Annotated in this window: 11 protein-coding genes; all 11 read right to left on the minus strand. The window is 63.8% G+C overall.

The genetic code is table 11. The annotated features are described in order from the left end of the window. Window positions 1-24 precede the first annotated feature (24 nt). Window positions 25-1,812, minus strand: coding sequence for an allophanate hydrolase (atzF, locus tag DBY63_RS17430; protein WP_108576155.1), 1,788 nt, complete (start codon window positions 1,810-1,812; stop codon window positions 25-27). Window positions 1,813-2,260: 448 nt separating this feature from the next. Beyond that, a complete protein-coding gene (locus tag DBY63_RS17435) occupies window positions 2,261-3,886 on the minus strand; it encodes a methyl-accepting chemotaxis protein (RefSeq protein ID WP_108576154.1) in 1,626 nt (541 codons plus the stop codon). 345 nt (window positions 3,887-4,231) lie between these two features. After that, entirely contained in the window at window positions 4,232-4,891 is a 660-nt protein-coding gene (locus DBY63_RS17440; RefSeq protein WP_108576153.1) for an HAD family hydrolase, read from the minus strand. 66 nt (window positions 4,892-4,957) lie between these two features. Then, entirely contained in the window at window positions 4,958-6,496 is a 1,539-nt protein-coding gene (locus DBY63_RS17445; protein WP_017638721.1) for a sodium:solute symporter, read from the minus strand. Further along, a complete protein-coding gene (locus DBY63_RS17450; RefSeq protein ID WP_108576152.1) occupies window positions 6,493-6,738 on the minus strand; it encodes a hypothetical protein in 246 nt (81 codons plus the stop codon). The genes DBY63_RS17445 and DBY63_RS17450 overlap by 4 nt, the downstream gene beginning before the upstream one ends. Window positions 6,739-6,964: 226 nt before the next feature. Continuing rightward, on the minus strand, window positions 6,965-7,900 hold the full coding sequence (locus DBY63_RS17455; RefSeq protein WP_074585153.1) for a choline kinase family protein: 936 nt from the start codon (window positions 7,898-7,900) through the stop codon (window positions 6,965-6,967). A 5-nt stretch (window positions 7,901-7,905) separates the two neighbouring features. Further along, window positions 7,906-8,847, minus strand: coding sequence for an aminoglycoside phosphotransferase family protein (locus DBY63_RS17460; RefSeq protein ID WP_108576313.1), 942 nt, complete (start codon window positions 8,845-8,847; stop codon window positions 7,906-7,908). Between the two features lie 11 nt (window positions 8,848-8,858). Then, window positions 8,859-10,139, minus strand: a complete 1,281-nt coding sequence (locus DBY63_RS17465; RefSeq protein WP_108576312.1) for a Zn-dependent hydrolase — start codon at window positions 10,137-10,139, stop codon at window positions 8,859-8,861. Beyond that, window positions 10,117-10,875: a DeoR/GlpR family DNA-binding transcription regulator gene (locus DBY63_RS17470; RefSeq protein WP_074585150.1), complete on the minus strand. Its 759-nt coding sequence runs from the start codon at window positions 10,873-10,875 to the stop codon at window positions 10,117-10,119. The genes DBY63_RS17465 and DBY63_RS17470 overlap by 23 nt, the downstream gene beginning before the upstream one ends. Window positions 10,876-11,109: 234 nt before the next feature. Next, window positions 11,110-12,540, minus strand: coding sequence for an amidase family protein (locus DBY63_RS17475; protein WP_074585149.1), 1,431 nt, complete (start codon window positions 12,538-12,540; stop codon window positions 11,110-11,112). 497 nt (window positions 12,541-13,037) lie between these two features. Continuing rightward, on the minus strand, window positions 13,038-13,901 hold the full coding sequence (locus tag DBY63_RS17480; RefSeq protein ID WP_108576311.1) for a replication initiation protein: 864 nt from the start codon (window positions 13,899-13,901) through the stop codon (window positions 13,038-13,040). Window positions 13,902-14,723: the final 822 nt, after the last annotated feature.

Raw genomic sequence — 14,723 nt, forward strand, 5'->3', positions numbered from 1 at the left:
CAAGGTCCTCGGTGGGTGTCGGGATCAGAGCGAAGCGCGATAGGCGCGCCAACCTCCAAAGCGGGTGATGTCTGGGGCGCCATCGAGGCCGGCAGGCTCGCAGATAAAGCCCTTGACCCAGCGCCCATCGGCCAACTCGACCGAACCTATGCCGAGCGGCGCGGGAATCGCGGCGACGAAGGCGCCGAAGAGGCGCAGTGGCATGGCCCACACCTCGAGGTCGATCGCCGCACCCTCCTCCACCACCCTGACCAGGCCAGGCTTGGCCGGCTGGGTATTGGCCAGGGCATAGAGGCGGTAGTGGTCACTGGTGGTGGTGCTGGACAGGCGGCGGGCACCGCTTTCGAGCAGTTGCCAGTTCAGCGGCTGGCCCCAGAGATGAGCACCGACGACGGCCACTTCCACCTGGGGTTCATCCGCATCCAGGGGCGCGAGGGCGATGGCGTCGCCTTGGTCTTCGCCCTCGAACAGCGATTGCCAGCGGGCGGCCGTCTCGGCCAGGTAATGGTCCGAACCAGCCCGGCCGATCAGGGTGATACCTGCCGGCAGACCATCGGCCCGGGGTACCCCTGGCAAAGCGAAGGCCGCCATGTTCATCAGATTGACGAAATTGGTGTAGTGACCCAGGCGCGCATTGCTCTGGACGGGATCGGCCATGACCTCGGCGATGGTGGGCATGCACGGCGCCGTGGGCACCACCAGCAGGTCGAAGCCCGCCAGCAGTCGCTCGGCGTCCCGAGTCAGGGCTTGCAGCCGGTATTGCGCCTCAAAGGTATCGACCGCGGTGAAACGATCCGCACCAGCCAGGATGCCCTTGACCACGGGATGGAGGGCAGCCGGTCGCTGCTCATAGAACTGCCCTACGGCCGCCCGTCTTTCGGCCACCCAGGGCCCCTGATAAAGCAGTGCGGCTGCTTCGGCCAGGACGGCATAGGGTATTTCGTCGATCACGACGCTGGGATCCTGGCGCAACCGCGCCAGGCTCTGGGCGAAGGCTTGCGCGGCCTGGCCGTCGCCGAAGAATTCCGGCTGCGCCGGTACCGCCACCCTACACTGCCGGCGCTGCACCGGCCGGGCCAGGGGTTGGCGCGCATAGGCGTCCTCGGCATCGTAGTGGGCCGCAACCTGCATGACCTGCCAGGCACTGGCGGCATCCGCGGCGAAGATGGACAGCGTATCGACGCTCCGGCAGGCCGGCACGACGCCGCGGCTGCTCAGCAGTCCCAGGCTCGGCTTGAGCCCGACGATCCCATTGAATCCGGCGGGCACCCGCCCGGAGCCGGCCGTATCCGTCCCCAAGGCGAAGGCGACATAGCCCAGGGCGACGGCGACGGCCGAGCCGGAGCTGGAGCCGCCGGACGCGTAGCGCTCATCGACCGCGTTGCGCACGGCGCCATAGGGCGAGCGGACGCCCACCAGGCCCGTGGCGAACTGATCGAGGTTGGTCTTGCCGACCAGGATGGCGCCGGCATCCAGCAGACGCTGGACGACGCAGGCGTTTGCCCGGGCCACGTAGGCGAACTCCGGACAGGCCACCGTCGTAGGGAGTCCTGCCACATCGATGTTGTCCTTGACCGCGAAGGGAATGCCAAAGAGTGGAAACCGCTCCTGCAGCGCGCCGCCGAGCTCGTTGGCCTGCTGCTCCAACTCCCGGGCCCGCGCCTGCAAGGCCTCTTGCGGCAGACGGTGAATCCATACCTCTGGTCGATCACTGAGCTCCAGCATCTCGAGCAAGGTCTGTACGGTCTGGCTGGGCGTCAGATCACCTGCGGCATAGCGCTGGGTCAGAGTACTGATGGGGTACGGATTCATGAGCATTCATTCTTGTATACAAGTGTGAATTCAAGATTTGCATGCTCTGTGCCAACCTGCCCCTGAAGCAGCCCAGGACTACCGTCACCGTCTATCTCAAGCCCCGCACGCTCGAATGACCAACCGGCGTCCCGGTCGGTGATCAATCTGCGCACCAGTAGCGTGCAGCGAGAACCCTGGCGCACCAGCACGGGGAAACCTTCCTGTCCCACCACCGCCTCACACGGCCGCCCTCCCGGTTTGGGCGTGCCGCTCGTCATCCTGGCAGCGCGCCCGGTGAAACCGGGGATCAGCGCGACCCTGACCCTTGCCCATCCTCACCGTGAGGCCGCCGAAGTCCGACCAAGGCCGCGAGGGACCCTGCCCCCTCCCGCATGAGGCAGCTCCCCTGCTGGCTGAATCCGCCTGCCGCAAGTTGACGGCCCTAGGGTGCGCGCCCGACCTCGTCTTACAACTGGAAGCGACCGACCTGTCCCGAGAGCGAAATCGCCAGGTCCGACAGCTGCCGGCTCGCCGCACGGGTCTGGCTGGCGCCGGTAGCAGTCTGCACCGACAGGTCTCGGATTTGCACCAGGTTGCGGTCGACTTCCCGCGCTACCTGCGCCTGCTCCTCGGCGGCGCTGGCGATCACCAGATTCCGCTCGTCGATGCCGGATACCGATTGGGCGATGGCGACCAGTGCGGCATTGGCCGACTCCGCCCGGTCACGGGTCTGCCGTGCCTGGTCGGCACTGGTCAGCAAGGCGTCCACGGTCTGGCCGGTGCCCTGCTGGATGCTGCCGATCATGCCTTCGATTTCCCGCGTGCTTTCCCCGGTGCGATGCGCGAGCGCCCGAACCTCATCGGCCACGACCGCAAAGCCACGCCCCGCATCGCCAGCGCGTGCCGCCTCGATCGCGGCGTTGAGAGCCAAGAGGTTGGTCTGGTCCGCGACCGAGCGAATGACATCCAGCACCTGGCTGATGTTGCGGGTCTGGTCTGCCAGTTCCCGTGCCCGTTCGCTCGCGCCTATGACGTTATCGGTGAGCCTCTGGATCGCGCTGAGCGTTTCGCCCAGCTGCTGCTGGCCTTGGCGCGCCGTCTCGGCCACCTGGCGTGACTCGGCAGAGGTCGAAGTGGCGTTACCCGCCACCTCTTCTACCGCCTGGCTCATTTCGGTGACGGCGGTGGCGGCCATCTCGATTTCGCTGTTCTGCTGCTGGAGCATCTGGGCGCTTTGTTGAGTAACCGCCGACATTTCTTCCGCCTTCGACGCCAGCTGCGTCGCGGAATGCCCGAGGTGCCCCAGGGTGTCACGCAGGTTCGCCTGCATCTGACGCATGGCTTGCAGCAATTGGGCCGCCTCGTCGCGCCCCTGGGTGTCCAGGACCTGCGTCAGGTCGCCACTCGCGATGGTCTTGGCCGCCGCGACCGCTGCCGCGATAGGCCGAGTCATGCTGACCGTCAGCCGCCAGGCCAACAGCAGCGTAAGGCTCAAGGCCAGGGCAATGGCGATCCAGGTGACCGACTTCGCCTGGCCATAGGTGGCGCTGGAAGCATCCGCCGCGGTCTGGATGTCTTCCTGGTTGATCTTCCGCAAGGCCTCGGTGCGCTCGTTCATCTGATTGCCCTGCTGCGTCATGGCGGCTTGCACGAGGGAGCGCCCCTCATCCATCTTTCCCGCCAGTACCAAGTCGGCCACCCGGTAGGCGTTGGCCAGATAATCCCGGTAGGTATCCCGCAGTACCTCGAAGGATTGGCGTTCACGATCGGACATGCCCTGTCGCTCATAGCGACCGAAGCCCGTCGAGACCTCGCCGCTGATGGCTTCGATCTTCTTCCGCGTCGCCGCGACCGAAGCGGCCTCAGGTACGGCCAGCAGGCGCAAGACTTCGATTCGCGTACGGGCCACCTGGACCGCCAGATTGTCCGCCTCGAGGATACCGGGAACACTCCTGGTCTCTATCACCAGACTCTGCCGCCGGATCTGGGTCATTTCCAGAACGCTGAAGATGCCCAGGCCCGCGACCAGGATAGCCATAAGACCGAAACAGAAGAGACTGCGGTGAGCGATGCTGAATAAGCGAAAAGACATAGCGAAGAACCCATGATGAGAGAGGCAAGCGAAGCGGCTGAAACCGCGATTACTTGAGCAGAACCTGTCTGGCGTGCCGCTTTCGATTGCCGGAGGCGGCCACTGACTATCGACGACAGCACGCACGAGAGGGCCGCACCGCTCCGTCAGTTCAGGCTTTAACGAACGGTCGGCAGCGGCGCTCGGCGAGACGCGACGCCTGGCCCCGCACAGCTTGAGCCACGCTGATGACCAAGGCGTGTCCACCGGTTCCAGCAGGTCGCCGTGTAACTCTGCCGCGCCGCGGCCGGAGTCAAAGCGTTCTGGAGCGTGACGTTATGCCGCAGGCTGCCGAGCCGCTAAGGTTCAGGCGATCCGCCAGTCGAGCACCTTCCATCCTGCGGCCTGGGCTTGAGCCAGCAGTACCTCGTCGGGGTTGACCGCCACTGGGTGCTCGACCTTGCTCAACAGGGGCAGGTCGTTACGGGAGTCTGAGTAGAAACTGGCGCACGCCAGGGACTCGTGCTGCTCCTGAAGCCACTGCTCGAGACGGATCACCTTACCCTCACGGTAGGTGAGCACGCCCGAGGTGCGCCCCGTATACCGACCTGCGACCACCTCCAGGTCTATCGCCAGCACCTCCTCGATACCGAGGCGGGCCGCGATGGGTTGGACCAAGAAGGCCGCCGAGGCCGAAATTACCAGCAGACGGTCGCCCGCCTGGCGGTGGGCCTCCACTGTGCTGCGGGCACCGGGATAGAAGCGCGGTGCGATGACAGTATCGAGGTAACCGTGCACCACCTCGGCCACCTCCGCGGGCGTCCGGCCAACCAGCGGTTCAAGACTGAACGCCATGTAGTCTTCCATGGCCAGTTGCCCCTGGCCGTACAGGGCCATGAGCGCCTGGTCGCGGCGCGGGAAGTCCTCGGCGTCTACCCAGCCGATGCGTGCCATCCAGGCACTCCAGAGGCTGGCGCAATCGCCGTGGATGAGGGTTTCGTCGAGGTCGAACAAAGCAAGAGCCATGGGAAGTTTCCAGCGTGTTGAAGAGACGCGGCCGCCAACAGCGCGCTGGCGGCCGGGAAGGACGGCTCAGCCCATTGCCGGCGCTACCGCACCTTTGGCGGCCGGCCGCGGGGCCACGCCGAGTTCGAACAGATCGGCGACCCGCCGGCTTTCCGCCTCACTGGGCTTGATGGCCAGGGCGCAACCCACGAACACCAGGGCATTGAAGATCACGCCGACGATCCCGCTGGTGAGCGAACCCAGGGCAGCGATGTCGTCCGGGTAGAGCACCGTCAGGACGATGGCGATGAGAATGCCGGTGAGCATCCCCAGGATGGCGCCCTGCTTGTTGCCCCAGCGGGTGAAGATGCCGAAGAACAGCGGCACGGCCAGCTGGATGATCCCCTGGTAGGAAATCTGGGCCAGCAGCTGCAGGCGCGAGTAGTTGAACGTCAGGTAGGCCACCACCGCAGCGGCGGCGATGAAGACGATCATTCCGCCCTTGGCCAGCGCAGTGAGCTGGCGGTCGGTCCGGGGCGTGGTCCAGGTCGCGAGATCATTGGCGAACTGCACACCGCAGACCTGCACGCAGCCGTCGACGTGCCCGATGCTCGCGGCCAGGACGATGGCGATGGCCAGCGCCAGCAGCCACGGCCCGCCGATATCGAACAGGGACAGGAACCAGCCCTGCTGCGGATGGGCCGCCACGTTCGGGTCCTGGCTGACCGCGGCGGCGAACAGCATGAGGATGCCGTAGAAGCCGCCCACCAGCAGGATGGTGTAGACCGTGCCCTTCTTTACCGAGCGGACGCCGCTGGCGGTGTAGATGCGCTGGAAGCTCATGGGCCAGCACATGGAACCGATCACCCCGGTGAAGATCAGGCTGAACATGTACCAGGCGCCATAGCCGGTGCCGGTGTCTCCGGGGATCAGCAGCATCTTGGCCGGCAGCTCGGCCAGGTTGGCGAAGGAGGCGTTTTCACTGCCACCCAGCAGGAAGACGCAGAGCGCCGCGGCCAGGACGTAAGCGATCAGGCCCTGGTACATGTCGGTCATGATCAGGCCACGCATGCCCATGCTCACCGTCCAGTATTGGCGGATCAGCACCACCAGCACGCCGGCGGTCAGGCAGGCGGTGATGCCCCAGCTGCCGAAGCTGGCGAACTGGAACAGCATGGCCAGTGCCTGGATGCCCATGACCACCCAGGGGAATACCGAGATGATGCCGATGATGGACGCCAGTCGCTTGACCGCCGGGCTGTCGAATCTCATGCCCAGCAGGTCGGGCTGGGTGGTGAGGTTGAATCTCTGGCCCCAGGTCCAGGCGCGATTGGCCATGAGGTACATGGCGGTCACGCCGAGGGTCGAATAGACCATGCCGTAGAAGCCGAGGGCCCCGCCCACCGACAACGAGAAGAACGCCGTAAAGGTCGCGCCCGGCCACCAGGAATTGGTGTAGCACATGGCGATGTACCAGGGCCCATAGGAGCGACCACCGACCGCGTAGTCGGCGAAGTCATGGCTCTGCTTGTTGGTGAGATAGAGCACGGCGATCATCCCGGCCAGGAACAGGCCGATGACGCCAAAGCTGATGAGCATGTCGAAGGAGCTACCGGCAGGAATCATGGCTGAGTCTCCTCGGGGATGTCGCCATTGGCGGATTCGACCAAATAGAGCGCCGCTACACCGACGCCGAGCAGTACGGCGATGAGGATCCAGTAGAAGATCGGCAAGGGAATGCCCAGTACCAATTGAGTGCTGCCGCTCACGCTGAGGTAGAACGGCGGGAACACCGCCATCAGCAGCAGGGCGAAGAAGTACAGACCGAAACCGCAGGTCTTGAGCGAGAAAGGACGGGAGGACGTCATGATGACATCCCCTTCCGGACGCCGTAGCGCAGCGCTGCGGACGATACACGAGGGGAAATGAGACTGTTCACGAGGACTGGCTCCTGTAGCAGGCCGACGGTTGATCGAAAGAGGCTTCGCGAGGCAGTCGAGGGGCGCGCCTGCGCGATGAAGAGGTCATCTGCAGGGGGACGCCGGTATTTCATATCGTTGTCGGCCACCTTCTGCGAAGTGGCTCGGGGATCCGTCAGACCTGCCTGAGCCAGGTCTCCCAGCGGGAATCGTGGATGACGCTGCGGGCGCGGCTGTGCTTGAGCGCGCCGTATTTGTAGAAGTCAAAGTCGATCTGCGAGACGGCGTGCTGCACCATGGCCCAGGTGGACCACTTGAGGTCGGCCAGCGCCTTGTTGACGTACACCCGCGCCAGCGTCTGAGGGGTCACGGCGCCGAAATAGTCTTCGAGCAAGGCCAATTCCATGTCCGGGGCGAAGAACATCTCGCCGAACCAGAGCGCCAGTTCATAGTGGCGATCATTGTTGGAGGCATATTCGAAGTCCACCAGCCGCACCTCGGCCGCGGCGTTGAGCATGAAATTACCGGCCAGGGTGTCGTTCATGCAGGGCGCCAGATCGACCCCGGACGCCTCCAGTGCCTGCCGGGCACGGCGATACTGGCGGTCGAGCCAGGCATGGTCATCGGGCCATTGCCCGCCCAGCTCATGCACCTGGCGCTGGTGCTCGTCGATCATGTCGAAGGCCGTCTTGGTCTGGATCAGCAACGGCTGGTCGTTGAAGGCCTTGAGTGCACGCAGCGCCCGGTGGCGGACGTCGCGATCGAGGAAGTCACGATTGGACGAGGCGCGCCAGCCCTCCATGAACTCGAAGACCTCCACGCCGTGTGCCTCGAGAAAGGCCACCACCGGGGCGCCATAACCGGTAGCCGCGGCCTTGAGGCTGGCATCGTGGGCGGTACGCCGGTCGATGAAGAGCTCCGTGCCCTGCCCCGGTACCTTGAGGAAGAACGCCGTCGGCGCCCCCTCGATCTGCACCCGCCAGTTGGTGTTGGAAATGCCGCCACTGACCGGGGCATAGTGGGCCGTGCAGCCGGCCCAGGGCTCATGAGCGAGAATCGCCTGCTCGAGCTGCCGCTCCGCCTGGGTACTCGCTTCGCCTAGTCGCTTCATCTCGCTCATCCTCGTACCTGACGGAGCCAGCTTTCGAAGCGCGACTCCTGAATCGTCATGCGGCAGCGCAACAGGGTCCACTGGCCGACCTTGGAGAACTCCAGCGGCCGCGCCGAGGCGACGCCGGCCCACAGGCCCCACAGCGTCCAGTACCAGTCATCGAGCAGACCGTAGAGGCGGCAGCGGGCGTAGTCCCCGTCGCTCGCCATCGCACTCCAACGAGCGATACCGGCGCGCCATTGCGGCTCGAAGGGATAGAGCTCATTGAGGGTGACGGCGACGTCGTACCAGGGATCGAAGCAACCGCCCCGATCGAAATCCAGCAGCCGGAATTCGCCTGCAGCATTGACCATCACATTGCCGGCGAGGCCATCGCCGTGCAGCGGGCGCGCCTCGCCGGGATGCTGGCGCAGGGCGTGCCACGCCTGGTCGACACAGTCATCGATCCAGGCATGGTCGGCGGGCAAGGCCACTCCCTGCTGGCGGCAGAGCGTGCGGAGCTTTTCGAGATCGGCCCAGGGCGATCGCTCGAAGGCCGGTGCCGGCCCCTCCTGCACCGCTCGCTTGAGCCGCCAGAGAACCTCCAGGCTGAGCTCCGGCTGCAGTCGGTCGAGGCGTGCCCAATGCCAGTCCTCTGGCGCCAGGCGCTCGAGCAGCATGACACCCTCGTCGGCATCCGCGAGCCGCACCGCCGGCGTGACCCCGGCCGCGGCCGCGCAGCGGGTCGCCTCGACGCTCTGGGCGAAATCGATGAGTGGCCGCATGTCGTCGTACAGCACCTTGGCATAGAAGGCGCCCTGGTCACTGTGCACGTGGAAACCCGCCCACTCACAGGCCAAACGGATTGGCGAGGCCACGCCCGGGGTGCCCGGTGTGATCTGCAGGGCGGTCAGGCCTGCTGCGGCCAACGCATGTTGCAAACGATCGAATTCGAGGGTGGACGTCATGGCGCAGGACCTCAGAGGTACAGCTCAGGTTGGCAACAGGTGCGATACAGCAAGGCCGTGAGAATGCGTAATCCCTGGTGCAGATCGGAGGTAGCCGAGAATTCCGCTTCGTTGTGCGACAGTCCGCCCTGGCTGGGTACGAACAACAGCGCCGCGGGATAGCGACGCCCCAGGCTGATGGCGTCGTGCCCGGCGACGGTGGCGCTATCGCCGGCGGGCACCCCCAGCGCCGCGCAGGTCAGTCGCGCCAGGTCAGCCAGTCCTTCGTGCAGGTGGCTGGATTGGCGCAGTTGCTCGCTTTCGAGCGTGAAGGTGGTGCCGGTACGGGCGGCGATCGAATCGAGGCTGGCACGGAAGCGCTCTTCGGCCTCCACCAGCAGCGCCATGGACGGCGAACGAAACTCCACCCACAGCCGCGTCAATGCCGGCACCACGTTGGGGGAGTTGGGCTCGAGTTCCAGGCGGCCTACCGAGGTGTGCATGTCCAGGCCATGCCGCTCGGCTTCGGCCCTGACAGCCACGATCGCCTCGGCCGCCGCCAGGAGGGCATCGCGACGCACCGCCATGGGCGCCGGACCGGTGTGGTTCTGCTCGCCGTCGAAACGAACCCGCCATTTCAAGGCGGCCCAGGTGCGCCGTACCACACCAATGGCAAGACCCTGGCTTTCCAACTGAACGCCCTGCTCGACATGCATTTCCAGGTAGGCGGCGACGGGCAGGTCCAGCATCGCCTCACCGCGATAGCCGATCTGCGCGAGGGCTTCCCCCAGCGTCACCCCGGCGCCGTCGCGGCTGGCCCAGGCCTCGTCGACCGAGAGACTCCCGATGAAGGCGCTGCTGCCGATGAGACTGGGCTGAAAGCGCGCGCCCTCCTCGTTCGTCCAGTTCACCACGGCGAGATTGAAGACCGGCGCTTCACCGCGCGCCTCGAGCTGGCGAGCCACGCTGGCGATGGCGACCGCACCGGCGAGCACGCCATAGACACCATCGAAACGACCGGCCTTGGGTTGGGTATCCAGATGGGAGCCGCAGAGCACATAGGGCGCTGCAGGGTCGAAGGTCATCAGGCCAAACTGGTTACCGACGGCGTCGACCTGCACCGTGAAACCATGGGCGCGGAGCCAGGTGCTGAAAACATCGCGCATGGCGCCATCCTCTGCGGATGCGGCCAGGCGCTGCAGGCCGCCGTTGGCGGTGGCACCGATGGCCGAACTCTGCGCGAACAACGCATCGAAGGCATCGAGGTCCGCCGCGTCGGCAACGGGAAAGTCACGGGTAAACGAGCTCGACATCGGCTGACTCCAGACAGCGCACGAACTCGGCGGATGGCGGCCGGTTGCTGACCAGCGTATCCACCGCCGAGAGCGGCAGGGTGTTGATGAAGGTGCGGTGACCGAACTTGGCGTCGTCCGCCAGGATGACGCTGCGGCGACAGTTCACCGTCAGCGTGCGACGCAGATGCGCCTCGGGTTCCTCGTAGTCCATGAGCCCCAGCTCGGCATCCACCGCGCCGATCCCCATGAAGGCGATGTCGTAGTGAAAGCCCGCGGCGAACGCCAGGGTATGCGGGCCGATCAGGGCGTTATCGTTGCGGCGGATATCCCCAGGGGTCATCAGCACCTGATTGGCGCTGTGCTGTGTGAGCAGCAGGCCAATATCCAGGGAGTTGGTCACCACCCGCAGGGCTTTGAACCGGGTGAGCTGCTGCGCGAGCGCCAGGGTCGTCGTACCGGTGTCCAGGAACAGCGCCATGCCGTCCTGGACCAGTTCCGCCGCACAGGCCGCCAGACGGGTCTTGGCGCGCGTCTGGATGCGGCTACGCACCTGCAGGGGTTGCTCTTCGTTGGGCTTGGGCAGCACCGCACCGCCATGGATCCGACGCAGCTTGCCGGCCTCCTCAAGGTGCTTGAGATCACGCCGGATCGTCTCTTCCGATACCTGCATGGCTTGCGCCAGGTCTGCGGCCTTGACGCGCTGCTGCAGGTTGATGAGACGCAAGATTTCGTCAAGGCGAGGCTGGTTCAGCATGGCAGGAGTCGTCCGCAACAGAGAGAAGCGCTCAGTGTAACGGGCTGCTCCGGCTGATTTCGCGCGGCGTGCGTGCAGCCTCGCCGCGACCTTGGGCGGCGAGAACACGCGAGGCGATAGCGGGACGGGTGAAGCCATGGAACGTTCCTTTCACGGATGGAGCGGTGAAAGGCAGGTTGGAAAGGTGGTGCAACGGGCCAGCCTCTTTAGCGGGCGAGCGCCGTGTGGATCAGGTCAACGCAGCAGGGGTGGTACTCTATGAGCCCAAGGCAGCAGGGCCTCGACGGCGGCGCAGAACTGCAGGACCGCGGCATCCGCATGCCGGGGCCCCACCACCTGCAGGCCAATGGGCAACTCGTCGGCACTCCAGGCACAGGGCAGGCTCGCCGCAGGATTTCCCGACAGGTTGAAGGGATAGGTAAAGGGGGTCCAGCGCGCCCAAGGGGTGCCGCTGCCGGCTGCCTCGTAGCCCTCCTCCGGCCCGGTCAGGTGGGCGGGAAAAGGCAAAATCGGCAAGGTCGGCAGCAGCAATAGATCGTAGGACTCGAACAACGCGTGGACCTGGTTGGCAAACATCGCGCGCTGCTGGGAAGCCGCAAGATAGTCGGCGAGATCGTACTGACGCGCCTTCTCGATCAAGGTGGCGAAGCCGGGATCGAGCTCGCCCAGTCGGCCGCCCAGGGTCTTGCCATAGGCGATGCCGCGCCCTGCTACCCAGAGCGTCTCGAAGGTCGTCAGCGGATCGCGCCAGTCCAGGGTCAGACGCTCGACCTCGAGCGGTAGTTGGCGTGCCAGGATGTCCACTGCCGCGTCCACGCCAGCGGCCACCTCTGGATGGACGGGGGTCTCGAACAGCGTCGGACAATAGGCTACGCGCAGCGGGGATAATGGCTGATCACAGCGCGCCAGGTAGGACTCCGTCGGCGCCGGAAGCGCCTGGTGATCGAGCGCATCCGGCCCGGACAACACATCGAACAGCAAGGCGCTGTCCCGCACGGTACGGGTGATGGGCCCCGCGTGGCTGAGCGTTTCCGTCGCCGACCACGGCCAGGTAGGAATGCGGCCGAGAGAGCCTTTCAGGGCGAAGGTGCCGCAAAAGGAGCTGGGGATCCGGACCGAACCACCCCCATCCGAGCCCAGGGCCGCCGGCACCATGAACGCCGCCGTGGCGATGGCGGAGCCGGAACTCGAACCACCGCTGGTCAAACTCGTATTCCACGGCGTGCGGCCGTCGCCAAATACCCGCGAGGTGCTGGCGCCGGTCCAGCCGAATTCGGTGGTCGCCGTCTTGCCCAGCACTATCCCACCCGCCGCTTTGAGGCGCTGGATGATAGGAGCATCCTGGGTCGGTACATAGTCGAGCGCCGTGAGCGACCCCCGGGTCGTCCGCAGGCCAGCGGTGTGGAACAGGTCCTTGATGCCGAAAGGCACGCCATGCAGCGGGCCGCGGAAGCGTCCTTCACGCGCCTCGGCGTCTAGCAGCTGTGCCTGGTTCAACGCATGATCGACGTAGACGTCTCCAAAAGCCCTAAGCGTTGGATTGGTGGCTTTTATGGACTTTAGGCAAGCCTGCACAAGCGTGACCGAAGTCAGTTGACCTTCGCGAATGCGCTGGGCGGAGCTGATTACATCGAGTACAACTCCCTCTAAATCCAGCTTTTGCATAGAATTCCAGACCATTTCGCAGCTCAGGTGTCTAAGCGGCATTGAACAGCGAAGCGAGGTCACGGTCAAGCATAGAAAATTAGGATTTGTGGAATATGTGGTTTTTTTGGATAGCCTCACAGGAAGGTGAGTAGGTACTGATGGAAGGATGAGAAGTAGTGCTGCTCAGCGTGAAACAGCGGCGACCAAGGCAGTACCCCAGCCTATAGCCGACGTGGCTAACCCTAGCCGTCAGCGTCCTTTGCAAGCCGAGCCTCCATGGCTTGCCGAACGACCAGTACGACGCCATTTTGTGGGAGGTCTAGCGCCATTTGGAATGAAAGGGGTGTTAGGGAGACCCGCAAGTCGCAAAGGCATTCCACAACCTGGGTGGCAGGATCGCGCGATGATGAGCTTTCTACGCAGGTCGCCTAATGCTGAGCTGTCGGTGAAACACCTTTGGCAAGACCTGCGGATCGTGAGCGACAGGGTTCCACGCTAACCGATGCAGAATTCGGCTAAGCGCCACCGGACTCATCTACATCAATGGGGAAGGTGAAGTTCGGATCGTCCTCGCTCAAATCTTCGAAGGCGGACGCCAGCAGCAAGCTGGGATCCTCCGGCAGATCAATTTCAGTCAAGGGCACAAGCTCCTCGTCACCCAGGTTGAGCGGTAACTGTTGAGCGAGATCCTTGAACATAAATTTGATCGCAACGACTCTTCTCGCCTCACGCTTCAGTTCGTAGGTGACATCCAATCTACTCTTGGTACGCAGCTCTTCCACAGCAGGATCAATCACGCGCTGGCGGAGATTGTTAAAGCGCTGGTAGGCGTCAGAAAGCCCTAAAGCGGTCCTGAGTGTCTCGATCTCGATGTATGCCCATCCGGTTTTCTTGAACTGCATGAGCATCTCAAAGAGCCGAAACGAGTGAGTAGAGTCGAGACGTGCGACCCGGCGGAGGTCGTAGCTGGTGAGCTTGGTGTGAAGTCGGGATAGGTACGGCATAACGTGGATCGTGAAGGACAGCTCCACCCTCCCCTCGCCAGCGATGTAACGCGCAGCATCGACCCAGCGCTTACGTTCCACTGCAGATCCATCGAAGGTCTTCACCTCGCGCTCAAACAGAACGTCGGCCGTCTCCTTCATCTGCTCGTAGGCATGACGAAGCTGCACACCGTAGATCTCTGAATAGAGCAGTGCAGACACAGAAATCTTCTTCGGCATCCCTTTCCGAGGGTCGATTTGGCTTATCGCAGCCAAAATGAGCCTCTGCTCGTTGAGGGTAAGCCGATACGACGCTGTGATGAGCGTATTTGACTTCGTTACCCGAATCGGCCGAGGGTCAGCTTGATCAGGAACGGAGGTGGATACCTTTGACATGGAGGGACCTGGTAGGAAGCCTTAAACCCTACTAGTGCCTTCCCCTGTAGTCGATACCGGGTCAAGCGAAAAAAGAGTCAAAAGCCCGCACGGCGCGCTTTCCGCGCGACAATCAACTGCCTTGGCGATCAGGCAGAGTCGAGTTGTAGTCGTCTCGAGGAGACGCATTGGCAGGTAGTAAAACATCGTCCGAGCGGACACGCGAGTACCGTAATTTGTAGTCGGATCGATCAGAGGGAGCGTAGCGTTCTACCGAGAGGCCTGCTGAGAGGCGTTTGTACCGTGATTTGTAGTCGCAACACCCACCTTAGAAATCCCTTTGGTGCGGCATAGCGGGTCTGACCGCTGCACTACCGTAATCCGTAGTCGCATTGCATGGCCGATCGTGTTCTAGGCTCGCAGTGATCGGTCTGAGCGGCTGGGTACCGTAATCTGTAGTCGTATCGGATGGGCGGTGACCGTGCTCGAACCGCGGAATAGGTGTCTAGCTGCGTCTATACCGCAATCTGTAGTCATTAGGAGAGGTCAGCCCTTAAACAGCCGCAATCTGTAGTCGATCGGCCGAGCAAAACGATTTTTTGCTTCCCTAAGCGTCTGTTTAGTGCCGTAATTTGTAGTCGTAAGGAGGAAGGTCACTCGATCATGCGGTATGAGATACCGGAATCTGTAGTCGTTTCAGCAGGTTAGAGGACGGCCAAGCCGTAATCTGTAGTCGTTGACCGAGAAGTATTGCTGCGATGACTACCGGAATTTGTAGTCGCTAGACATGATGGACGCATTTTCTCGCCACTGGTACGAGGCGCTTGATGACGATGGCAGGTG

It is taken from the genome of Pseudomonas sp. RIT411, from assembly GCF_003057735.2.
GTDB lineage: Bacteria > Pseudomonadota > Gammaproteobacteria > Pseudomonadales > Pseudomonadaceae > Chryseomonas > Chryseomonas oryzihabitans.

Bases quoted from the DNA above. Each gene is read 5' to 3' on its own strand.
- DBY63_RS17480 (WP_108576311.1), bottom strand. From the start codon at position 13,901: ATGTCAAAGGTATCCACCTCCGTTCCTGATCAAGCTGACCCTCGGCCG.
- DBY63_RS17440 (WP_108576153.1), bottom strand. From the start codon at position 4,891: ATGGCTCTTGCTTTGTTCGACCTCGACGAAACCCTCATCCACGGCGAT.
- DBY63_RS17450 (WP_108576152.1), bottom strand. From the start codon at position 6,738: ATGACGTCCTCCCGTCCTTTCTCGCTCAAGACCTGCGGTTTCGGTCTG.
- atzF (WP_108576155.1), bottom strand. From the start codon at position 1,812: ATGAATCCGTACCCCATCAGTACTCTGACCCAGCGCTATGCCGCAGGT.
- DBY63_RS17460 (WP_108576313.1), bottom strand. From the start codon at position 8,847: ATGACGTCCACCCTCGAATTCGATCGTTTGCAACATGCGTTGGCCGCA.
- DBY63_RS17475 (WP_074585149.1), bottom strand. From the start codon at position 12,540: ATGCAAAAGCTGGATTTAGAGGGAGTTGTACTCGATGTAATCAGCTCC.
- DBY63_RS17455 (WP_074585153.1), bottom strand. From the start codon at position 7,900: ATGAAGCGACTAGGCGAAGCGAGTACCCAGGCGGAGCGGCAGCTCGAG.
- DBY63_RS17435 (WP_108576154.1), bottom strand. From the start codon at position 3,886: ATGTCTTTTCGCTTATTCAGCATCGCTCACCGCAGTCTCTTCTGTTTC.
- DBY63_RS17445 (WP_017638721.1), bottom strand. From the start codon at position 6,496: ATGATTCCTGCCGGTAGCTCCTTCGACATGCTCATCAGCTTTGGCGTC.
- DBY63_RS17465 (WP_108576312.1), bottom strand. From the start codon at position 10,139: ATGTCGAGCTCGTTTACCCGTGACTTTCCCGTTGCCGACGCGGCGGAC.
- DBY63_RS17470 (WP_074585150.1), bottom strand. From the start codon at position 10,875: ATGCTGAACCAGCCTCGCCTTGACGAAATCTTGCGTCTCATCAACCTG.